The 23051-nt window shown below is 38.0% G+C and carries 20 protein-coding genes, 1 pseudogene and 1 other annotated feature; all 21 genes and pseudogenes read left to right on the top strand.

The genetic code is table 11. The features are described 5' to 3' along the window. The first annotated feature begins 143 nt into the window (after window positions 1-143). A complete protein-coding gene (locus L323_RS30910; RefSeq protein WP_020815534.1) occupies window positions 144-584 on the top strand; it encodes a DivIVA domain-containing protein in 441 nt (146 codons plus the stop codon). Window positions 585-675: 91 nt separating this feature from the next. After that, window positions 676-957 (top strand) — a binding site (T-box leader). A gap of 83 nt (window positions 958-1040) precedes the next feature. Next, a complete protein-coding gene (locus L323_RS30905) occupies window positions 1041-1520 on the top strand; it encodes an Lrp/AsnC family transcriptional regulator (RefSeq protein ID WP_020815533.1) in 480 nt (159 codons plus the stop codon). Next, window positions 1517-2680 (top strand): pyridoxal phosphate-dependent aminotransferase, encoded by a 1164-nt coding sequence (locus L323_RS30900; protein ID WP_020815532.1) that lies wholly within the window; start codon window positions 1517-1519, stop codon window positions 2678-2680. Before L323_RS30905 ends, L323_RS30900 begins: the two co-directional genes overlap by 4 nt. 34 nt (window positions 2681-2714) lie before the next feature. Further along, entirely contained in the window at window positions 2715-3536 is an 822-nt protein-coding gene (locus tag L323_RS30895) for a Cof-type HAD-IIB family hydrolase (protein ID WP_031342037.1), read from the top strand. Window positions 3537-3604: 68 nt separating this feature from the next. Continuing rightward, a protein-coding gene (gene prfB / locus L323_RS0120705) for a peptide chain release factor 2 (RefSeq protein ID WP_117406768.1) occupies window positions 3605-4727 on the top strand; the annotation gives its coding sequence in 2 pieces (ribosomal slippage) (window positions 3605-3679 and window positions 3681-4727; 1122 coding nt in all). A gap of 16 nt (window positions 4728-4743) precedes the next feature. Then, on the top strand, window positions 4744-5490 hold the full coding sequence (larB, locus tag L323_RS30890) for a nickel pincer cofactor biosynthesis protein LarB (protein WP_020815530.1): 747 nt from the start codon (window positions 4744-4746) through the stop codon (window positions 5488-5490). A 69-nt stretch (window positions 5491-5559) separates the two neighbouring features. After that, the gene (larC, locus tag L323_RS30885; protein ID WP_020815529.1) at window positions 5560-6879 is read left to right on the top strand and encodes a nickel pincer cofactor biosynthesis protein LarC; all 1320 of its coding nucleotides are present in this window, start codon (window positions 5560-5562) and stop codon (window positions 6877-6879) included. After that, window positions 6866-7811, top strand: a pseudogene (locus L323_RS30880) (TIGR01212 family radical SAM protein). The gene larC and the pseudogene L323_RS30880 overlap by 14 nt, the downstream one beginning before the upstream one ends. Before the next feature lie 120 nt (window positions 7812-7931). Continuing rightward, window positions 7932-9467 (top strand): glutamine-hydrolyzing GMP synthase, encoded by a 1536-nt coding sequence (gene guaA / locus L323_RS30875; protein ID WP_020815528.1) that lies wholly within the window; start codon window positions 7932-7934, stop codon window positions 9465-9467. A 657-nt stretch (window positions 9468-10124) separates the two neighbouring features. Further along, window positions 10125-10673 (top strand): hypothetical protein, encoded by a 549-nt coding sequence (locus L323_RS30870; RefSeq protein WP_020815527.1) that lies wholly within the window; start codon window positions 10125-10127, stop codon window positions 10671-10673. A gap of 197 nt (window positions 10674-10870) precedes the next feature. Next, window positions 10871-11227, top strand: a complete 357-nt coding sequence (locus L323_RS30865; protein WP_020815526.1) for a hypothetical protein — start codon at window positions 10871-10873, stop codon at window positions 11225-11227. Further along, entirely contained in the window at window positions 11215-12015 is an 801-nt protein-coding gene (locus L323_RS30860) for a tyrosine-type recombinase/integrase (RefSeq protein ID WP_020815525.1), read from the top strand. The genes L323_RS30865 and L323_RS30860 overlap by 13 nt, the downstream gene beginning before the upstream one ends. A 5-nt stretch (window positions 12016-12020) precedes the next feature. After that, window positions 12021-13598, top strand: coding sequence for an FtsK/SpoIIIE domain-containing protein (locus L323_RS30855; protein ID WP_020815524.1), 1578 nt, complete (start codon window positions 12021-12023; stop codon window positions 13596-13598). 27 nt (window positions 13599-13625) lie between these two features. Further along, window positions 13626-14555, top strand: coding sequence for a conjugal transfer protein (locus L323_RS30850; RefSeq protein WP_117406774.1), 930 nt, complete (start codon window positions 13626-13628; stop codon window positions 14553-14555). Between the two features lie 24 nt (window positions 14556-14579). Then, window positions 14580-14894, top strand: a complete 315-nt coding sequence (locus tag L323_RS30845) for a TcpD family membrane protein (protein ID WP_020815522.1) — start codon at window positions 14580-14582, stop codon at window positions 14892-14894. A 14-nt stretch (window positions 14895-14908) separates the two neighbouring features. Next, on the top strand, window positions 14909-15385 hold the full coding sequence (locus tag L323_RS30840; protein WP_020815521.1) for a TcpE family conjugal transfer membrane protein: 477 nt from the start codon (window positions 14909-14911) through the stop codon (window positions 15383-15385). Continuing rightward, entirely contained in the window at window positions 15378-17870 is a 2493-nt protein-coding gene (locus L323_RS30835) for an ATP-binding protein (protein ID WP_020815520.1), read from the top strand. The genes L323_RS30840 and L323_RS30835 overlap by 8 nt, the downstream gene beginning before the upstream one ends. Window positions 17871-17875: 5 nt before the next feature. Continuing rightward, a complete protein-coding gene (locus L323_RS30830) occupies window positions 17876-20074 on the top strand; it encodes a CD3337/EF1877 family mobilome membrane protein (RefSeq protein WP_031342034.1) in 2199 nt (732 codons plus the stop codon). Beyond that, entirely contained in the window at window positions 20067-21083 is a 1017-nt protein-coding gene (locus tag L323_RS30825) for a M23 family metallopeptidase (protein WP_020815518.1), read from the top strand. Before L323_RS30830 ends, L323_RS30825 begins: the two co-directional genes overlap by 8 nt. A 4-nt stretch (window positions 21084-21087) precedes the next feature. Then, complete coding sequence (locus L323_RS30820; protein ID WP_020815517.1) at window positions 21088-22341, top strand: hypothetical protein; 1254 nt, start codon at window positions 21088-21090, stop codon at window positions 22339-22341. Next, a complete protein-coding gene (locus tag L323_RS30815) occupies window positions 22319-23041 on the top strand; it encodes a flagellar protein FlgA (protein ID WP_020815516.1) in 723 nt (240 codons plus the stop codon). The genes L323_RS30820 and L323_RS30815 overlap by 23 nt, the downstream gene beginning before the upstream one ends. The last annotated feature ends 10 nt before the right edge of the window (window positions 23042-23051 follow it).

Raw genomic sequence — 23051 nt, 5'->3', positions numbered from 1 at the left:
TACATTAAAAACACGCTATCTGATTTTGAGGGCGTGTTTTTCGTTTTATAAAAAATTAGTGGATAATAAAGGATAATTCATGTTATCATGGAATAAGTACCAATATACACAGTATTTTCCATGATACAGGGGGGATAAAATTTATGTCAGGAGAAAAAATATTTTCAACCTCATTTTTTGGTTACAACAAAAAAGATGTTAATTCATATCTTGAAAAAATAAACAAAGAATACGAAGATAAACTAAAAATAAAAGAAAGAGAAATTGTTGATATTAAAACCCAGTATAGAGATATGAAGAACAAATATGACGAAATCAGTACAAACCTGGCTGAGATAAAAGAAAACCGTGAAAGAGTGGCGAATGCACTAATTACAGCTCAGGAGCAGGCTAAAAATATAATTGAAGAAGCCAAGAAAAAAGCTGTTGATGAAAAGAAAAAGCTGGAGCAACAGGTGGAGAAGGAAAAAGAAAAGCTTGTAGATATCAAGCAAGAGCTAAAGGTTCTTAAAGTTGAGGTTGTTGATACTCTGAAAAAATATGAAGGTCAGCTTTCTGATTTTATCAAGGAAGAAAAAACTTGAATATTGAAATAAACTAAACTATAATTTATCTAATAGCTTTTTTAAGTGTAAACTTTTTGAGTTGGTTAAATATAATATATATATGAATAAATTAAATGCTGTGAATGGGAAGAGTAAGTAGTCATCAGATTTAAGAGAGCCGGCGGCCGAATATTCGGCAGGTGAGAGTCCGGTACTGGTATTACTGAAGGCAGCCCTGGAGTAGCTTTTCCAACGCAGAATATTTAAAAAGTATTGTGTTAGTAGAAAAAGACGTTGAGGCCACGTTACAGGCTGATAGTGTAAGCAATAGATTCTTTGTTGCCGCACTTTACTAAAGAGAATGCTTTATGGCATTAATTAGGGTGGTACCGCGGAAACCTTCGTCCCTGTTTATACAAGGACACAGGTTTTTTTTATTTCAAAAAAAAGATTAAGCCGCTCGGCTTCTAAAAAATAAGAAAAGGGGAGATTTTCATGGAAGAAATTCTGGAAATTTTGGAACATAATAGCAAGGCTACTGCAGATGAGATAGCAGTTATGCTGGGTCTGCCTGTTGAAGAGGTAGAGGCGGCGATTAAGCAATATGAGGCCGACAAAGTAATAGTTGGCTACAGTACTCTGATTAATTGGGATAAAACTCAAAAGGAGAAGGTTACGGCTCTTATAGAGGTAAAGGTAACACCACAAAGAGGACTTGGGTTTGATAAGATCGCCGACCGGATTTACAAGTATCCGGAGGTTACAGCCTGCTACCTGATGTCAGGAGGATTTGACCTTACAGTTATTATCGAGGGACGAACTATGAAAGAGGTAGCTTTGTTTGTTTCAGAAAAGCTGGCCCCTCTGGAATCCGTACTTAGTACAGCAACCCACTTTGTTCTGAAAAAGTTTAAGGACAAAGGAACAATCTTTGAAGAGAAGGTTGTAGACAGAAGGGAGCAGATATTCCTATGATAATGAAGGACATGATTTTGGATAAAATAAAAAAGGTACCGCCTTCAGGTATCAGAAAATACTTTGACCTGATTAATGAAATGACAGATGTTATATCTCTTGGGGTAGGCGAGCCGGATTTTATTACTCCATGGAATATCAGAGAGGCGGGAATATATTCACTGGAAACCGGGCACACACAATATTCTTCCAATGCGGGTTTTATTGAACTGAGAGAGGAAATCAGCAAATATCTTGCCAATAAGTTTGACCTGGTATATAACCCTGAAGATGAGATTCTGGTTACGGTAGGAGGAAGTGAAGGAATTGATGCTGCATTAAGAGCACTTGTAGGCCCCGGAGACGAAGTAATAATTCCTGAACCGAGTTTTGTGGCATACAAGGGGTGTACGGCTTTTACCGGAGCTACACCCGTTACAATAGAACTAAAGCAGGAAGATGATTTCAAATTAACTGCAAAGCAGCTTGAGGAGGCTATAACAGAAAAAACCAAAGTTGTTATAATACCGTTTCCCAATAACCCTACCGGGGCAATAATGGGCAGAGATGACCTCTATGAGCTGGTGCAGGTTCTAAAAAATAAGGATATAGTGGTTCTGTCGGATGAAATCTACTGTGAGTTAACTTATGAAGGAAAGCATACTTCCATTGCAAGTTTCCCTGAAATGAAGGATAGGACACTTGTAATAAACGGATTTTCAAAGTCCTTTGCAATGACCGGATGGCGTCTGGGATATGCCTGCGGACATAAGGACTTGATAAATGAAATGAAGAAAATACATCAGTATGCCATCATGTGTGCTCCAACAACGGCCCAGGATGCTGCTATTGAAGCACTGCGAAACAGTGAAGAAGATGTAACAATGATGTCAAAGGAATATAACAGGAGAAGAAGAGTAGCAATTGACGGTTTCAGAAAAGCCGGTTTTTCATGCTATGAACCTAAAGGTGCATTTTACGTTTTCCCGTGCATTAAGAAAACAGGACTTAGCTCGGAGGATTTCTGCGAAAAACTTCTTATTGAGCAAAAAGTACTTGTAGTGCCGGGAACAGCTTTCGGGGAATGTGGAGAGGGCTATGTGCGTGCATGTTATGCTTCGTCAATGGAAAATATAATAGAAGCTATGAAAAGAATTAAGGAGTTTGCTGATAAATATTGATTTGTGCAGAGGTACAAAAGAGTCGGAGGATGAAATGTACAGGTTGGTGGCAATTGATTTGGATGGAACCTTGCTGGATACTAACAAGGAAATTTCAGAGAGAAATAAGACTGCTATACATATGGCAAAGGAAAAGGACGTAAAGATTGTAATATGTTCAGGAAGAGTGTATTCAGGTGCAAGAATTTATGCTAAGCAGCTGGGTATTATGGATCCCATAATAGCATGCAACGGAGCAATTATAAGGGAAAATATCGATGGCAAGGTAATTTACTCTGATTTCATGAATACAGCGGATTGTCTTAGAATACTTAATATTTTTCATGAGAACAACATATATTTTCATGTATATGCCGGAGAAACCATGTTGACTGAGAGACTTGATTATAACTCTCAAAAGTACTATGAAAGGAACAAGGCTCTTCCTCCAAAGGACAGGGTAGAAATTGACATAGTTGCGGATATGGAAAAAAAGCTAAGGGAACTGGATGGCAAAGTCCTTAAATTTGTTGCAGTTTCTGATGACTCCGAACTGTTAGCCACAGTAAGAAAGAAACTGTCTGTTGTTGAAACGGTTGACGTAACAAGCTCCAACTATAACAATTTTGAGGTTGTTAACAAGGGTGTCAACAAAGGAAAGGCGCTGGAACGTTTGGCTGAGGTATTGAAAATTACGCCACAGGAAATGATTGCCGTCGGGGATAATGAAAATGATATACCTATGTTCGATTTTGCCGGCCTTGGAATTGCAATGGGAAATGCCGAAGACTGTGCAAAAGAGGCAGCTGATTATATAACTGCATCAAATACCGAGGATGGGGTAGCCAAGGCAATAGAAAAATTCGTCCTTGGTTAAAAATAATAGCAGAAATTTGATATGTCGGATATAATAAAAGTATTACTTAATTTGAAAGGGATGATTAAATGCTTGAACTGGAAGAATACAAGCTAGAGCTTCAGGGCTTGAAAAGCAATTTAGAGGAAATGAGGGCTTCACTTTGACATCGCTAGAATAAGTGATGAGATAGCGGAGTTGGAGCATAAAGCATCTGAACCGGAATTCTGGAATGATATGGAGAATTCCCAAAAGATACTACAGAAGACTAAAATTCTGAAGACAAAGATAGAGAGATTTAATAATATAACCTCACAGTGGGAGGACTTATTTACACTGTCTGAACTTGGGCTGGAAGAGCAGGATGAAAGCGTGATACCCGAAGTAGGAGAAGGCCTTCAACTACTTAAACACAATTTGGAATCACTGCGACTTGAAACGCTTCTAACAGGGCCTTATGACAAAAATAATGCCATTCTTACATTGCATGCGGGAGCCGGTGGAACTGAAGCCCAGGACTGGGTGCAAATGCTTTTGAGAATGTTTACAAGGTGGGGAGAAACCAAAGGATACGAGGTAAAAGTACTTGATTACCTTGATGGCGACGAAGCAGGTATAAAGAGCGTAACCATACATGTAATAGGTGAAAATGCCTATGGATATCTTAAATCTGAAAAAGGAGTCCACCGTTTGGTAAGGATATCTCCTTTTGATTCATCAGGAAGAAGACATACTTCATTTGCATCTGCAGATGTAATGCCTGAACTGGATGATACCATAGAGATAAATATCAATCCGGATGATTTGAGAATTGATACTTACAGAGCCAGCGGCGCCGGAGGACAGCATATAAACAAGACTGATTCAGCCATAAGAATAACACATATTCCAACAGGAGTAGTTGTTTCATGTCAAACAGAACGTTCACAGTTCCAGAACAAGGATACTGCAATGAAAATGTTGAAAGCAAAACTGTTTGAATTGAAAGAACGTGAACAGAAGGAAAAGATAGAGGACTTAAAAGGAGTTCAGATGGAAATAGCATGGGGAAGCCAGATAAGGTCATATGTATTCTGTCCCTATACTCTCGTTAAAGACCATAGAACCAATTATGAAGAAGGAAATGTTAATGCGGTTATGGATGGTGAACTGGACGGATTTATCAATGCATACCTTTCAATGGAGAAATCCGACAATTCTATGAAGCCTTGATAGGAGACGTGAAAATATGAATTCAAATGATCTTAAAAAGTTGCTTGAAGATGTTAAAAACGGCTCTGTTGACGTTGAACATGCGTATAAGGAAATCAAAGATTTACCTTATGAGGATTTGGGCTTTGCAAAAGTTGATCACCATAGGGCTATAAGAAATGGGTATCCCGAGGTAATTTACTGCGAAGGAAAAACTATTAATCAGATAGTTGAAATTGTTGAAAGGCTAATGGAAAAAAATAATAATATTCTTGCTACACGTGCTTCTCGTGAGGTTTTTGACGCAATCAGCGAAATTACCTGTGATGCAGAATACCACAGAGATGCAAGGATTGTTGTTGTTAAGAGGAAAAAGATTTTAGTTTCAGAAAAGGAAATTGCAGTGATTACAGCAGGAACTTCTGATATTCCTGTAGCTGAGGAAGCTGCAATTACAGCAGAAGTACTTGGAAACAAGGTTAACAGGATTTATGACGTAGGTGTTGCGGGGATTCACAGACTTCTGTCTAAAATGGATGTGATTTCCCGGGCAAACGTAATTATAGTTGTAGCCGGAATGGAAGGTGCATTAGCCAGCGTTGTGGGAGGACTGGTTGACAAACCGGTTGTTGCCGTTCCTACCAGTGTTGGCTACGGTGCAAACTTCGGCGGACTGTCGGCACTGCTCACTATGCTCAACAGCTGTGCCAGCGGAATCGGAGTAGTGAATATCGATAATGGATTCGGGGCAGGATATCTTGCAAGTAATATTAACAAACTTTAACTTATAACGGGACATATTCTTGTGTCCCGTTTAACATATGAAACTATTTATGTAAATTAGGAGGAGTTAATGAAGGTTTTATATTTCGACTGCTTTTCAGGCATAAGCGGAGATATGACTTTAGGAGCATTGCTTGACCTTGGCATTGACAAAGCCGCATTTCTGGCAGAGCTTGAGAAACTAAAGGTTGACGGCTATTCTATTGAGATAAACAAGAAAATTAAAAACGGAATAAGCGGTACTGATGTACATGTAGTGTTGGAAGAGACAGGGCATCATGAAAACAGTGAGGAGCATCAGTATGGGGAAATACATCATACTGACCACCATCACCATGGAGAGCATGAGCATACTCATGAGAACACCTATCATGAACATACCCATTACCATAACCACCATTCCGAGAGAAATCTTAAAGACATTGAGCTTATTATAAATCAGAGTGGTCTGAGGCCGAGAGTAAAGTCAATGAGCACTAAGATTTTTAGAGAGATAGCGCGAGCAGAAGCAAAGGTTCACGGTAAGGATATAAGTGAAGTTCATTTCCATGAGGTTGGAGCCGTTGATTCTATTGTGGACATTGTAGGCTCATGTATATGCCTTGATATGTTGGGGATTGAAAGGATATTTGCATCCGAGCTTCATGAAGGAAAGGGCTTTGTAAAGTGCGCCCACGGACTATTGCCTGTTCCGGTTCCGGCTGTATTGGAAATGCTGTGCAACAGTAAAATTCCTCTTATCACAGAAGACATCCCCTTTGAATTGGTTACTCCAACTGGATTGGGTATTATAAAAATGATATCTTCGGGGTTTGGTAAAATGCCTCCTTTGTCCATTGAAAAAACAGGGTATGGTATGGGCAAAAGGGAAACCGGACGGTTTAATGCTCTGAGAGTAGTTATGGGAAGTCTGTATCAGCAGGATATGATACCAAATGATGAAATAAGCATACTAGAAACCAACATAGACAATATGTCTCCCGAAATTATGGGTTATACAATGGAAAAGTTACTTGACAGCGGAGCCCTTGACGTTTACTACACTCCTATTTATATGAAAAAAAACAGGCCTTCAGCAATGCTGACTGTACTTGTAAAATGCGGAGAAGAAAAAGGGATTTCAGATATTATTTTCAGCGAAACTTCTACCCTTGGTGTCAGGATAAGCCATTCACAAAGATTCTGCATGGACAGGGAGCTGGTAAAGGTTAATACACAGTACGGGGACGTTCGTGTAAAGGTTGCAAATATTGGTGACATAATGAAGTTTGCACCTGAATATGAAGATTGCAGGAGTATTGCACTCAAAACAGGTATGCCCATAAAGGAAGTATATGAATTGGTAAATGAAAAATATAGGCAGGAAGGTTACGATATTGCTGTACAATAAATTCTCTGATTACCTTAAAAAAAAATAATGGCTCCAAGGTGTACAAGCTTCCGTTGAATCTTCCCGTTACCTGTCCCAACAGGGATGGAAGCCTCAGCCTATGTGGCTGTATTTTCTGTGGTGAAGAAGGTGCGGGCTTCGAAAATCTTTCCAGTACTATGTCTGTATCGGAGCAGCTTTCACAAAATGCCAGGTACATAGGCAAAAACTACGGAAGTGATATTTTCATTGCATACTTTCAGAATTATTCAAACACATATCTTCCTTTTGAAGAATTCAGGAAAAATATCACTGAGGCCTGTAAGGAAGGCATAGTAGCAATATATATTTCTACAAGGCCAGACTGTATTAACGACAGATATATGGAGCTCCTTGCAGAAATAAAAAAGGAGAAGGGCGTTGATATCGTAATTGAACTGGGTCTTCAAACGGTTAATTACCATTCACTGAAAATTCTCCAAAGGGGGCATACTTTAGCTGAATTTATAGATGCGGTTGTAAGAATAAAAAAATACGGCCTAGAAGCCTGTGCTCATTATATTACTGATTTGCCTACAGATAATATTGAGGATGTTATTGAAGGTGCTAAAATATTATCAGCGCTAGGTATTCAGCAGGTTAAATGTCATTCCCTATATATTTTGAAGGATACTGTTCTTGAAAAGATGTATTCTCAAGGGAAAATAACACCCATTTCAATGGATGAGTTTATTGACAGAACTATAGCCTTTCTGGAATACCTGAATCCTCAAATAGTTGTACAAAGACTAATGGGGCGGGCTCCGGCAGAACGGACTGTATTCTGCAACTGGTCAACAAGCTGGTGGAAAATTCAGGATACAATCGAGGCGAGAATGACGGAAAATGGTAGCTATCAGGGAAGATTGTTTAACTATTTAAACGGAAGTGCATTAGAAAGGTTTAAGGATTAAATTTATCACTTTGTGCTATGCATAAAAGATAAAATTCGATATAATATAAAAATACTGTGCCAAAAAAGTATTTTTAATGTATATATAAAAAATTAATTTAGTAAAGAGGAGCGGTTAGTTTTGAACAATGAAATGGTCTTAGTTCTTGATTTCGGCGGACAGTACAATCAGCTGATAGCACGCCGGGTAAGAGAAGCAAATGTTTATTGCGAGGTAATTCCTTATAATGCATCTTTAGAACGTATAAAATCATACAACCCAAAAGGAATAATTTTTACAGGGGGACCTAATTCTGTTTTAGATGAAGGAGCACCAAAATGCGACCCCGGTGTGTTTGAACTGGGAATACCTGTTTTGGGTATTTGCTACGGAATGCAGCTTATGAGCATAATGCTGGGTGGTAGTGTAACTGCTGCCAATCAGCGTGAATATGGAAAAGTTGAAATTTGTGTTGATAAATCACAGCCTTTGTTCAAGGATGTTGACGAAAATACAATCTGCTGGATGAGCCATACCTACTTTGTTGATACCCCTCCTCAGGGCTTTGAAGTAATAGCAAAGTCAGCAAATTGTCCTACAGGTGCAATGCAGCATGTTGAGAAAAACCTCTATGCGGTTCAGTTCCACCCCGAGGTAATGCATACTCCTAAAGGAAAAGAAATGCTGAGGAACTTCCTTTACAATATTTGCGAATGTAAAGGTGACTGGAAGATGTCTTCCTTTGTTGAGAACTCAATTAAAGCAATACGTGAGAAGGTTGGAGATAAGAAGGTTTTGTGTGCATTGTCAGGCGGTGTTGATTCATCTGTGGCAGCAGTTTTGATTCATAAGGCTGTTGGTAAGCAGTTGACTTGTATATTTGTTGACCATGGACTTTTGAGAAAACATGAAGGAGATCAGGTTGAACAGATATTCAGAAAGCAGTATGATATAAATCTTATTCGTGTAAATTGCGAAGACAGATTTTTGCAGAAACTTAAAGATGTTTCTGATCCTGAAACCAAAAGAAAGATTATTGGTGAGGAATTCATAAGAGTATTTGAAGATGAAGCAAAGAAAATAGGGAAGGTTGATTTCCTTGTTCAGGGAACAATTTATCCTGATGTTATAGAAAGCGGACTTGGCGATGCAGCCGTTATTAAGAGCCATCACAATGTAGGCGGCTTGCCGGATCATGTTGATTTCAAGGAGATTATCGAACCTCTCAGAAACCTTTTCAAGGACGAAGTAAGAAAGGCCGGAGAGGAATTGAGAATTCCTGAAGATTTGGTTTGGAGACAGCCATTCCCGGGCCCAGGACTTGCTATCAGAGTTATCGGTGATTTGACAAAAGAAAAGCTGGATACTCTAAGAGATACCGACTACATTTTCCGTGAAGAAATCAAGGCTGCCGGACTGGGTAGAGAAATCAACCAGTACTTTACAGTTTTGACAAATATGAGAAGTGTTGGTGTAATGGGTGACGAAAGAACTTATGACTATACTTTGGCTCTTCGTGCGGTAACTACTACCGACTTTATGACAGCTGACTGGGCAAGAATCCCATACGATATTCTGGAGAAGGTTTCTACCCGTATTGTCAACGAAGTAAAACACATCAACAGAGTTGTGTATGATATAACTTCGAAGCCACCGGCTACAATTGAGTGGGAATAAACATGTAAGTTAAATTGAAAGGGGAAAGCCTAATTAAAAGGCTTTCCCCTTTTTTGAAAGGCAATAAAATGGTTAGAAATAAATAGTTCCCCACCAAAAGTCCCCCCATCTATTAGGGTTAAAAAATTAATATCTCTGTTCAATCGGGAGAATTGAGCCACTAAGGCAGCTTGAAAATTATGCTGTCTTTTTTGTTTGTTCAATGTCGATGAATTAAGAAAGTAAGAGCAACATCCGGTTATAGAATAACAACTAATGTCACGAACTATAAAGACTGACATTGAGAGGTGATATATAAATGCCAATTAAATCGGATGAAAAAATAAAGGTTTTTGGTCGGAATGTGGATGACTATAGGTACTAAACCTCTGATATAACAGGTTGGAGAAATAATGTAAAAGGTAATAAAACCTTATACAGTTTGTAAACCGTTTGCCCTCTGACATAATCGAAGCAAACAAAAAACTCAAGCATACCAAAGGTTACTTAGTGTGAAGATTGAGAGCCAGGATGCCATTAAGCTTATTAAAAGACGCATAACAAATCAAACGTTGTTATATATGAAGATCCGCCGTATGTTTTAAGTACTAAAATTATTGTTTTTATACGGTACTTATGGTATTTTTAAACTATATTTATAACATGGGAGAGTGTGGAATGTATTATATAGTTTCATTAATATTACTAATTGTTGCTGTTATTGGGCTTATTTCATCTTTGAAATACCCTAAAAAGGTAGCAGAAAAAAACAATAAATTTGCCGATTTGCTTAAAAAGACTGGGTTTATTGAAAGTAAACGAATTGAATTTTGGGATAATGTATTATTTGTAGATGACGTTTCTAAACAGTGGTGTGTTAAGGGTCCAAAAGAAACTACTGCAAGAATTCATAATTTTTCAGACTTAGTTTCCTATAATTTTTGTGAAGAAAGGGATGACGTAATATCGGGGAATACCTTAAACGTTTTATTAAGTGGCAAAGCGTCTGGCGAAATAGGGGCAATTGCTGCAAGCGCAGGGAGTAGAAAAATACAACATAAGTTAAAAACTTTTAAACTAATAATACTGACAAATGAGTTACAAAATCCGCGAATAGTTATAAATTTCACGTCTGGTAGAATACCTAGAAATTATTATAATAAACATGTTGACCAAATAGCTAATAATATGAGTGACACACTTTCCTATATAAGACGTAACTCTTAATTTGAGATTGATATTAGTATAAATTTACTGGGATATTTTTTAATTGCTACAGGAGTAGCTAATAAATAAACACTTTAATTCACAATCTTTATATATTAAAAATCATTCCATCACCGCTCATTCAGTGAAACTGAACAGCGGTATTTTTATGTCCGATAATCGGAAGAAAAACAATATATTCAGGGGGAGGCTCCAATTTGAAAATCATAGAAGCTTTAAATACATTTACAAAAACAATAAGCTATTTAATGAAAGTACCTCCCAGTGGTAAAAAGCTGTATATTGAAAAAGGAGAGTACATATTATTTAAGCCTCAATCCTTCAGGACGGCACTATCTAGGTTTATTTCCGGAAGCAGCAAATATAATAAAAAAATTGATGAACATCTTAACATTTATAAGATACTGGGACTTATTTCAACGGATAAAGACCGAACCAGATTTACGAAGACTCAAAAGATTGATAGCAGGGTAATGAAAGTAGTTGCAGTGAAGAAAACAGCATATGAACTTTTATTGAATATGGAAAAGGAAGAAGAAAAATGTGGCACATAGACATTGAGAGTTATGATATGGCCCTGAAAGAGCTTGTCAGTAAAAAGAAGATCACTGAAGATACTGCAGTAAAATATTTGTCCTGTATAAATCAGATCAGCAAGCGTACTGGTGGAAAAATTGATATCAATACTTTGAATTCTTTTCTTGTTGACAAACTGAAGGATGAAAGACAATTTTCCCAGTATATATCCGCAATAAGAAAATATGAGACGTATGTGTTAAAACAATCTAAATCAATCTTGTTCGGGCAGTCGTACATCGACCTGGTTAATCATTTTAAAGAGATCCCTCATAATCGGGGAGTAGCCGGATCCGGAATAACGAATGAAACGGTTGCCAGAAAAATCAATGCAATCAGAAATGAAAAACTGAAACTGGCATTCAGGCTTCAACATAAAAGTGGTTTACGAGTTAAAGAGATATCTGACCTTACAAAGGAAGATATCTTTTTTGACGATAACGGACAAATCACAATACATATAAGAAGCGGAAAGGGACGAAAAACAAGAGATGTACATGTCCAGGATGATCTATACCTTTATGAACATCTAAAGAATCTTACTGAGAAGTCCCAGGGTGGAAGGCTCTTTTACAGCAGATCATATTTAAAACAAAAAGCAGCTGAATACGGTTTTGAGTCACATGATCTCAGAAGGCATAATGCAAAAAAACGTTTTCAGGATGAACTCAAGGACGGAAAAACTCCCAAACAGGCTAAAAAGACCATTCAGAAGGAATTCGGACATGAAGCCGTTTCCACAACAGAAATATATTTGAAGGAGTGATATGATTGTCAGCTTCAGGCGATAAGCAGGTAGAAATGCTAGGTGAATTTATCATAGGATTTTTAAAAGGTGTATTCGACTTTTTGGTTGATGTTAGTGTGGGGATTCGGAAACTGCCGGAGAAAACGAGTAATTTCATTTATCTTGCTATCAATGCTGCCATAGGAGCAGCATTTTTCTATTTGAAACATAGAATAGTCATCCATGTACCTTTGCAATACAGAAAGGTAGCCGATATTGCTCTATATTTTCCACTAGCATTGCCCTTGATTTATTTATATTGGAAAGGCCAGGACTACCGTAATTTTATAAATACCTTCGATAAGAAATTTGAATCAATAGGCTTCTATGATAAAGGAAAGCATAAAACAAGGAATATTAAGGGTGAATGGAATGAAAGCAAAGGTTACCCCAAATTTATCGGGGGAAAGAAAGAAGGTAAGAAAGTCATTTACTCCTTCAGAAGCAATATTCCTGTTTCAGAATGGAAAGCCCGATGCCTTGATCTGGAGACTGTAATGGATTGTAACATTGTAAAACTGGAACACACAAAAGCATCAAAACAGATAATCAGCTTGCATACAATACCCACACATCAGGGGTTAATGGATTTCATACCATGGTCGGATAATTGTGTAAGCGAAAAGGATTTTGAATTGGTTGTAGGTGTTGCAATGCTGGAGGATGTGGTATTTGATTTGAATAAAGTACCTCATGCCTTGATAGCAGGTGTCACCGGATCCGGAAAGTCTGTTTTGTTACGCTGTATGCTCTGGCAGTGTATTAAAAAAGGTGCGAAGCCATATATGATAGACTTCAAAGGCGGTGTTGAATTCGGTACGCTATATGAGCAGTTCGGAGAAGTTGTAACCGAACGCCAAAGGGCACTTGAAATTTTAAAGGAACTTGTTGCTGAAAATACTGCCAGACTGAATAAGTTCAGGGAGATGGGAGTAAAAAACCTGCCTGAATACAATGCCATAGCAGAAAAGAAGCTCTGCAGAATAGTTATAATTTGTGATGAGATAGCAGAGATGCTTGATAAAACAGGACTCGGCAAAGCCGATAAAAAAGTCTATGAAGAGATTGAAAAAGAGTTGTCAACCCTGGCCAGACTTTCAAGAGCCACAGGTATTAATATGCTGCTTGCCACTCAAAGACCTGATGCCAAAGTCATACCGGGACAGATAAAAAATAATCTGCCAATAAGAATATCAGGCCGTATGGTAGATCCTCAAGCCTCAGAAATGGTTTTGGGCAACACAAAAGCCACTGATATGGATGATACCCGTGGGAGATTTATGTATTCGGTAGGCGCAGATACCTTTGAATTCCAAGCATATGCTTTTGATGACAAGTTCCTGAGAAAAGGAGATTATAAACAGGGCGAAATGCTTACGAACTTTGATGACTGGGATAACGGACTGGATGACGAGGAAAGAGTATATATACCCTGCGGAGATGACTCCGTGGCAACAGAAGAGTGTATCGAGGAATCTGATAATGATATATTGCCGGAAGACCCGGTAAAACCAAGCTACATTGATAATGAGGAAGGAGATGATGAACTGGAGGGGTTTTAAAAATTTCATATGAAAGGAGGTGAGAATTTGAAAGATAAAGTTTTAAAACTAAAAAGTACCGTGCCTCAAAAAATAGGAAAAATACTACTATGGACTTTAGTAGTATTTTTGTTATTAAGGGGTATCGGATCGATTTTTAAACAGGACGAGACAGTAACAGCCCAGACCTTGATTGATTCCTTCGAAAAAGACTCCGAAGCTAAAAAAACCATTGAATTTCAGGGAAAAGCATTTGCAGAAAGCTTCTGTCTGGAATATTTAACATTGAATGGCCGGGATACTGAAGGTTATTTGAAAAGGCTTGTCGGCTATATGCAAAAGGATGTTGACATTAATATGAATATCCTGGCAGATGTAAGAACAGAAGCTTTTAGTGCAGATGGCTATAAGATTACCTGGACTTCTGACAATACATTTACAGTTGATGTCAGGGCAAGGGTAAAGTATTTTAACGTAGAATCATCATCTTCTGATCAATCACCGGCACAACAAACTGAATTAATGAAAGATTATCAAATCAAGGATGTATGCCTACGGATCCCCGTACTTGAAAAGGCTGGACATTTCCAGATCACGGGTTACCCGGCGTTTATCCCTAGTGAAGATAAGGCAAACGTTGAAACCAAGCCGTATTCAGGAAAAGAAGCATCGGAAGGAACCAAAGAGGCTATATTGAGTGTAATGGAAAGCTTCTTTAAAATTTATTACACCGGTAATCCAGGAGAAATCAGCTATTACATGTTGGATTCTACCAAGCAGCTGAAAGGACTGGAGGGAAGATATGAGTTTGTAAGCCTTGATGATATAACTGTCTATCAGAATACAGAAAGCAGCTATTATGTAATTGTAAAATTATCAATTAAAGACAGTACTAACGGGGTAACTGTTCCACAACAGTATAAAATCGATCTGGTAAGAAAAGAGGACAAATACTACATTGACAAAATGAATGTCTAATAATTAAAAATGGGGGAATTAAATATGTTATTTTTAAAACGAAATATGCCTAGAGTAATTTCAGTTTTAATACTTGTTATTGTTTTTTCACTATTTGCGGTAAATGTATTTGCAGCGGGTGAGAATTTCGGGCAGAATGCATATACTTGGCTTCAGTCACAAATCTGGTTTATTGCACTGTTAATAGTAGCTGTAATATGTGTACCGTTCATAATGAAAAAAATGTGGATGCAGCTGGCGGGGTTTCTTGTATTGGCAGCAATAGTACTTTACATAGTGAATGATCCGACAGCACTTAAATCATTAGGTTCAACTATTTGGTCGAAGATATTTAACTAGAGAGAAGGCTGAATATGGAGAATGAGAACAGGGTAATACTTAGGACATATAAATCGGTATGGAAAATACCAAGAAAAATTTATTCAATAGACAGTATTAAATTATTTGTACCCGTTGATGTGGATCAGGCAATATACTTTATAGCAAGTTTGTGTATTACATATTTGTTGCTTAAAATATTGCCGTTTCTCAGTTATCTGCCTTTTGTTTTTAAGTACGTTGCAATTCCGTACGGACTTATGAAATTTTTTACAAAGCAAAAACTTGATGGTAAGCTTCCACATAAATTCTTCTTGGATTATGTGGCTTTTCTAATGTCTCCGGGTAAGCTGGCAAGGTTTAAGGCAGTGGATGAATATAAAATCAAAAATGTCTGTTTTTCAACTCCTATAGTATTTAGAGACTTAATAATTGTTAACAGGACTGAAGCTGCCTTAAATCATAAAACTAAAAAAGAAAAAAGAAAGAAGGGAGGGAGCATGATTGTTTGATTTTCCGGTAAAGTATTACGAGGAAAACCTCATATTTAATAATAGCTATAAAGAGTGCTGGGCCATGTATAAAATGAACGGATTCAATTACGACTACAAATCTGATCAGAATAAAATATCAATATTGAACAGCCTGGCAAGGTTTATAGCCAATATTGGAATTGAAGCAAAAATATTGATTATTCCAATGTCTCAGAACATTGACGAACACTATAAGAACATCATTGGCAGAATGCAGAAAAAAGATAACCTGTATATAAGGGCTGAAGCACATGCAAAAGGTACGGGTGTGTATCTCAAAGAAAAAATAGGCAAAAAGGGCAGTAGCAATGATTATGTTGTTTATGTGCTGACAAAGCTGAAGAGTAGTGATAGTATCATCAAGGATCTCAAGGATGGATTTGAGTTCTTTATCAAGAGTCCAACCAGATTTCTTTCAGAACTTTTTTCTGTTGAAACAAAGGAAATCCTGAAAAGAGAAATAGACTCATTTTCATCGCTTGCAAATTTCTACATGAAGGAGCAATCAAAAAGAATATCAATAAAAAAGGCTGATTCTCTGGATTGTCAGTGGCTTATAAGGAGAATGTTCAGACGTGGCCTGGGAGATGTAAAACTGAAATATAATCTAAGCAATGGTGAGTTAATTTCTTGGGGCCCCTTTGCAGAAAGGGTAACCCGGAATGGAGAAGTGGCAATAAGACCTCATAAAAAAGATATACTTACTTTAAGTGAAGGACTTGTAGATTATAAAGGTTTTAAAAAATGTATCAAAATTGATCACGGAGATGGCACAGCATCCTGGCAGACCTTTCTGGCAATTAATCATATCCCTGATGGAATTGAATTCCCTGGTAGTGAATGGCTTTTAGTTCTTCAGGATTATCCGATTCAAACTGAGGTATGCATACATATTGATACTATAGAACACAAACAAAGTATACGGAATATCGGTGGTAAAAGAAGAGAGATCCAAAGCCAGATAAAGCATATAGAGGACAACAATGAAGACGTTCCGGACGAGCTGTCCGATTCCAAGGAGTTTGCAGATGCATTGGAATCGGAACTGAAGGCCTCAAGAGCTCCGATTACAAGAGCATCTATCACGTTTTGCCTTGCTGCGGATAATAAGGAGTTGCTGGAAGAACGGGCAAATTTTATAAAAGAGGTTTATGAGGACTTTAATTTTGTAATTGAAAGACCTGTTGCCGATCAGCTGAAGCTGTTCATGGAATTCATTCCAGGTGCGGGGAGATATATGAACGATTACATTCAGCCATTGCCACCAAGAACTCTGGCAGGGGGCATGATAGGGGCAACCAGGCTTCTTGGTGATAACGAGGGCCCCTATATCGGAACAACCGGAATACTTGAAAAATGGGTATTCCTTTCAATGGGAGCTGCCTGCTTGCAAGACAGATCTGCTTCGGCCGCATTTCTGGGAACCCTGGGTGGAGGTAAATCGTTTAACGCCAATTTGCTGATGTACTTAAATGTGCTATACGGTGGCTGCGGACTTATATTCGATCCCAAGGGCGAAAGATCCAAATGGCTTGATGATTTACCTGAACTTAAAGAATACATAAATATCATAACACTGTCATCAAATGAGGAGGATCGGGGCAAACTTGATCCTTTTATCATTTATAGGGATAACCTTGATGAAGCAGGAGAACTTGCCCTGAATATTCTGGCGGAACTCTATAAATTAAATCCAAAAGACGATGAATACCTGGTAGTTCTTGAAGCAATAAAGTGGACTAAGCAGCAGAAAAAGCCGTCCATGAGTGCCTTGGCCGGAAGACTGATGGACTTTCCCGAAACTGATGAATTCAAAAATGTTGCAAGACGTGTGGGAAGACGTATCGCTTTACTCAGGGAAGCCGGAATGGCAGGCCTTTTGTTCGGAACGGGAGATGAAGAAGGTCTGAATATAAAGAATAGGATTAATATACTACAGATTCAAAATCTGGTTATGCCGGATCCTTCTACACCCAAAGATGATTATACTCAGGAAGAGACGGTATCTACGGTGTTGATGCTCCCAATTGCAAGCTTTGCAAAGAAGTTTGCAATGAGTGACCGAAGCATATTCAAAATCATACTATTTGATGAGTCATGGGCCTTATCTTCAACACAGATGGGAATCAAGCTCATGAACTTCCTGGCACGTATGGGTAGATCACTTAATGCAGGTTGCATATTTATTGGTCACTCCGTGAATGATCTGAAGGGTGAAGGAATTAAAAATGCCATAACCTATAAGTTCTGTTTCAAAACTACAGAGATAAATGAAGTTAAGAGAGTTCTTGAATTCCTGGATCTGGAGGTGACGGAAGAAAACATTAAAGAAGTTCAAAACCTGGAGAATAGAGAGTGCTTGTTTATGGATCTTGACCGGAGAGTTGGAAAGCTAAAGTTCGATGCAGTATTTGAACATTTAATAAATGCATTTTCAACCACGCCGGTGGAAAAAGGAGCGTGAGGAGGATGGGAGTGATCAGGAAAGTAATTTGCTCCGTTTTAATAATACTTTTCACAGCCTTGACTCCGGTAACTATTCATGCTGAAGACACACCCAGTTCATCAGCCTTTTCGTCTCCCCTGGATGACATATTCAACAGCAAAAATGCAAATGACCATATAAGGTATAGAGATAATTATAGCCTTGATACAATAGATGGTAGTATGTTCAGTTTATCAGACACCTTTCAAAATGGGCTGAATTCATTCGCAAATGTCCTTTTTCAGGTTCAGGTGGTTTTTGCATATATGCTAATCACAGTGTTTTATTACAGCTTTGAACTTGATATTTATGGAATGCTTTCAGAAGTAGTAAATACATTCATGCATGAAATGAAGACATCTATATTCGATGAACTTTCGCTGATTGCTATTTTAATTCTCGGATTGTTTTTTATAGTTAAAGTAATACAGAATCAAAAAACTCAGGTCTGGGTGGCCATAATACAAACCGCTTTGATTGTTGCCATAGCATTATATTTTTTCAATAACCCTATGCAGATACTCAAACAGGTGGACAACGGTTCAAAGGCCATATCAAAAAGTGTACTGGCCGGAACATTCAAAGCAAACAACAGCGGTGCATCTCCTGAGTCGGCAGTTATGGCAGCAGTTGATAATATTTGGTCTGCATATGTACATCAACCCTGGCAAATGCTTGAGTTCGGTAATATGGAAATGGCTAAGAGAGAAGAAAATAAAATATTGTCTCTACCTCCGGGAAGCAAAGAGCGCAAAGAATATATTAAGAAATTGGCTGAAGATGAGAAGCATTTTACTCCTGATTGGGGAGTTAAGAGACTGGGTCTGCAGATTGCATACGCCATACCGCTAATACTGATTTTTGCAGTGATTGCTATCATGTGTTTCTTTATGATTTCCTATCAGGTGCTTACCATTCTTTTCACGCTACTGGGAGCATTCGTTCTGGTAATGGCACTGATACCCTTTTTCGGCATGAAAATATTGCAGAATTGGGCTGCAAAAATTATAGGTTTTGCATCAATAAAAGTAATCATCTGTTTTTGTATAGGAGTAATGCTTGCATTTATGACAGCTATTTTCAAACTGTCCGATCAATACGGATGGATATTGACACTTTTGCTTGTGGTGATTATCGTGTTGTCCATAATATGGAAAAGGGAAGCTCTGCTGGAGCTTTTCACACTCATCAGACTAACACCGCACAACCCATCTATGATAAACAAGCAGCTCCGAAAGGATTCCAATGTTGAGTCAAGGATAAATAATTTTATGGGCTCGGGAATGTCCGGCTTCAGAAAAGGTAAAACAGGTAATCCGGACGAGAAGAAAAGCAAGTCCGATGCCAAAAAGCCGGCAGACACTTCAGAAAAGATAAAGGCTGAAGAAAGTAGTGAAGCAGGTGACGGGCCGAAGAAAAGGAAAGCAAAGAAGTCAGTCAGCTCCGGGGATAAATCAGGATCAGGTCAGTCATATACCGGTAGCTCAGGCAACAGTCCAAATACAGAAGCCTCATATTCCGGGATTTTGAATGAAATGAATGATGATCAGACGGAAGACAACAACAACTTCAGACAGCTGATGAAAAAGGCCGAAGAGATTCTTCAGAAGCAATATGAGATATCTAAGATGGAGGCTGAAAATAAGGCTGACAAACTACAAAAAGAGCCTGAATATTCTTCATTTGTACGAAAAGCCGACACAAGAGAAGCTCTGGGAGCTCCGAAGTTTGAACAACGTGAAATAATTGCGGTGGCAAATAATTTACAGAAAATCGTTGATGCAGGGGGGAGTCCTGAGGAGCTTCTATCCAGAAATGAAACAAGTAAATCTTCGGAAGATGAATCCAGGCCGAAAGACGTTATAGGACTTGTGGTTAACGGACAGCAACAGTCGATTGATAGAGGGGAGGCATACAAAATCATTGTACAAGATGCTGCAAAAGATTATACAAATGAGTTTAACCAGAAGTACAACAAAAAGTATGATGACAAATTTTTTGAGGATCTGATAAAGCGTTACGGGAAGCAAAATGTAAGGCAGATTTTAAGCAGGATGAAGGAAGTTAAGGAAAAGGAGGGAAACATAAAGAATCCTGCGGGTTACCTGACACAGAGCCTTAAAAATTCAAGTATGGAAAATGGAGGTTCCATGAGAAGCAAGGGAGCTGATAAGATTGACTAAGAAACCAAAACGTTCTTTAAACAAACTAAAAAAGGGTATAAAGAAAAAGATAATTATCACCGGATCAGTACTCCTGATGCCATTGTTCTTGGTCTTTTTTCTACTGATAATGTTTATGCAAAGCTCCAGTACCAGTAGCAATCCCATTGTAATGGCAAAAGGCCTGGATATACCGGCAGAGTTTCTGAGTATTGCAAATAAGGTTGCAACGGAAAACGGTATTGAATTTGCATTTTTTTTAACACTATCTGCCGAAGCAGCCAACTTTAACCCTGATAACTTTACAAATGAAATCATTCCGGAATTGTTGGAAAAAGCAAAAAGTAGTAATCCGGATTTGCTGCCTGATAACTCAAAGGAAATTTACAGTATCTATTCAAAATACTACAATGACCTTAAAGTTGGGCCAATTCCAAAATCAAAAATTATAACAACTACAGTTCCGAACCAACAAAGCAACGATGATAGCAAACAACCGGCCGACGGCACAAAAGCCGGTCCTGAAAACGGCCAGCCGCAACGTGAAACAACATCAACCGAGATACAGTACACTTATACACATTCAGACGATTTTGGAGCACAAAGAACCTTCGGCGGTGACAGAGCTCATGAAGGGAACGATATAATTACTGATGGAGGAGTCCCCATAGTTTCAATTACAGATGGTGTTATAAGAGATATGAACTGGAATAATTTTGGTGGAAATATAGTAGGTGTCCTTACTGACAAGGATACCTACTTTTACTATGCACACATGAGGGGATTTAACACAGCCTTCCATGAGGGGGATCGAGTTAAGGCCGGAGACGTTTTAGGGTATGTCGGTAATACCGGGTACGGCCCTCCTGGTACGTCCGGAATGTTTATAACTCATTTGCACCTGCAGATTGGAATTAAACTGGAGGGCCAAAAGGAACGTTTCTATATTAACCCATACAATATTGTAACCTATCTGGATCAATTCAGAATTACTTTGCATGAAGAAACAAATGTTGGAGGAGGTGACTGATATTATGAAAGTGATACTGGCTACAGGAAGCCCTGAAATTGATAAAAGGATTCAATTAAGTGAGAATCATACCCTGATAGATAATGTGGGTGATTTAACGGAATTGATGGATCTGCTGAACTATATATCAGTAGATATTCTGATTGTAAACATGCTGCTTGATGATGCAGAAGGTGAGCTGCTTATCGGACTAGCTAATACAGCTTTTGATAAAAATATAAAGATTGTAATGCTGACGGAGAAAATAGAAAGCTATGCAGAAAGAATTCTGGTAAGCAAATTGGCTAATTTGTCCGTACATGCTTTTATTACATTTGAGAAACTGAATAACAAAGTTTTGGAAAGTGTATTAATCTTTTATCCTGAGAAATTTGATTTTGGCTTATTGGCAGAAACAATCATAAAGGAAAAGCCTGTCACAGTAAAAGAAGAAAAAATAATTGAACGAATCGTTAATTTCCATAACAAGGTGATCACTGTAGTCGGAAATGCAGAACTCGCAGCAGAACTGGCAGCGGTCGCAGGACGACATTGTGATAAAAATGTTATGCTGATGGATTTTGATTTCTTTGATTCCGGTATGGATGCAGCTCTGGGCATTGAAAATCAACAGGAGAATCTGCCAGATGTTTTTGAACTTATTGATAATGGCAGTCTTGACAGAACAAAATTGGAACAATGTTGTATCAAGTTGAACAAAGTCAAGGTATTCTCTTTAATTCCAAAGTTTTCACAATATAAATACAGTGAACTAGTGAATAAACCAATCAACCAGCTAATTGATTTTGCATATAAAAACTATGATTTAACCCTGATTCATGTCAACGGATCCTGCCTTGATTTGTGTGCAATCTCTGTTTTACAAAATACTGATCATATTCTTATGACCATGCATGGTGACAGGATCAGCAGGAGGCAGGCAGAGAACTATACAATTTATATGAGGGATAATCACGGGATTGGTCAGGATAAGTTTCACTTTGTTCTATTTGAGTATAACGAAAAAACTGATGCTCTTCTGGGATATTTCAATGCGAATCTTCCGAGCATGGCATGTATCAGTTACAGTGAAAAACGATGCAAGTTCAGAAACAGCAAAGCTGCATATGCCCTAAGAATAAACGGAAGAAATCTTGAGGAGTACATAAAATTACTTGGCATATTTAAGATTTCAGGGAGTCACAAAAACAACAACAAATCAAAAATATTTTTAAAGAAAATTCTTGGAGGTAAAAATGGGAAAAAGGTTAGTAATTAAAACAGTTCTTATTTGTACCGGCATTTTTATTATCCTGTCTGCAGCAGCCTGGTATTTTATTTTTAATACATATAAGCTGGATACAGAAAAGAATGTAACGGTGCTTTCGGCATCAACTAAAATTGATGAAAATACAATCATCAATGAAAGCATGATCAGAAAAAAAACAATAAAGGCATCTGCAGCAACCGAAAACATGGTTACTGATATAAGCGAATGTACGGGAAGTAAATCCATCGGACTAATTAAAGAAGGAGATTACATATACCGGTATAACCTTATATCCAAAAGCAAGATATATGCTGATGATATCAGGGCAATCGTATTACCTGCGACAATAGAGGACAGGGTTGCAAACCTTGTAAAGAAAGGTTCCCTTGTAGATATCATTGTCCAGCTAAAAGAGGCATCAGGAAGACCACAGATAGTTTTATCAAAGGTCAGGGTTGATATGGTATTTGATGATTCGGGGATTAATACAGAAGGAAGCGAAGTTGGAAGTAAAAAAGGCTTTATAAAACTGCTACTAAACAGTAGCCAAAGAGCAAGAATATATTCTGCCAGACTTGCAGGCACACTTTCTTACGAGCTTTACTGTGATGAAACACAGCTGCCTTCGAAAGAAAACTATGTTATTCCTACTAATACTAATAATATTTCAGATGAGATAAAGAACGGGATTCTGCAAACAGAAAAATAAAAAGTAAAGG

The sequence above is a fragment of the Ruminiclostridium papyrosolvens C7 genome (genome assembly GCF_000421965.1).
In the GTDB taxonomy this organism is placed as follows: Bacteria; Bacillota; Clostridia; order Acetivibrionales; family DSM-1351; genus Ruminiclostridium; species Ruminiclostridium papyrosolvens_A.
This window is presented reverse-complemented; position numbering and strand designations above follow the sequence as displayed.

Excerpts from the sequence above, each read along its gene's own strand:
- larB (WP_020815530.1), top strand. The coding sequence starts at position 4,744 with ATGAATTCAAATGATCTTAAAAAGTTGCTTGAAGATGTTAAAAACGGC.
- L323_RS30895 (WP_031342037.1), top strand. The coding sequence starts at position 2,715 with ATGTACAGGTTGGTGGCAATTGATTTGGATGGAACCTTGCTGGATACT.
- L323_RS30840 (WP_020815521.1), top strand. The coding sequence starts at position 14,909 with ATGGAGAATGAGAACAGGGTAATACTTAGGACATATAAATCGGTATGG.
- L323_RS30845 (WP_020815522.1), top strand. The coding sequence starts at position 14,580 with ATGTTATTTTTAAAACGAAATATGCCTAGAGTAATTTCAGTTTTAATA.
- L323_RS30820 (WP_020815517.1), top strand. The coding sequence starts at position 21,088 with ATGAAAGTGATACTGGCTACAGGAAGCCCTGAAATTGATAAAAGGATT.
- L323_RS30815 (WP_020815516.1), top strand. The coding sequence starts at position 22,319 with ATGGGAAAAAGGTTAGTAATTAAAACAGTTCTTATTTGTACCGGCATT.
- larC (WP_020815529.1), top strand. The coding sequence starts at position 5,560 with ATGAAGGTTTTATATTTCGACTGCTTTTCAGGCATAAGCGGAGATATG.
- L323_RS30910 (WP_020815534.1), top strand. The coding sequence starts at position 144 with ATGTCAGGAGAAAAAATATTTTCAACCTCATTTTTTGGTTACAACAAA.
- L323_RS30900 (WP_020815532.1), top strand. The coding sequence starts at position 1,517 with ATGATAATGAAGGACATGATTTTGGATAAAATAAAAAAGGTACCGCCT.
- L323_RS30870 (WP_020815527.1), top strand. The coding sequence starts at position 10,125 with ATGTATTATATAGTTTCATTAATATTACTAATTGTTGCTGTTATTGGG.
- L323_RS30905 (WP_020815533.1), top strand. The coding sequence starts at position 1,041 with ATGGAAGAAATTCTGGAAATTTTGGAACATAATAGCAAGGCTACTGCA.
- L323_RS30830 (WP_031342034.1), top strand. The coding sequence starts at position 17,876 with ATGGGAGTGATCAGGAAAGTAATTTGCTCCGTTTTAATAATACTTTTC.
- L323_RS30860 (WP_020815525.1), top strand. The coding sequence starts at position 11,215 with ATGTGGCACATAGACATTGAGAGTTATGATATGGCCCTGAAAGAGCTT.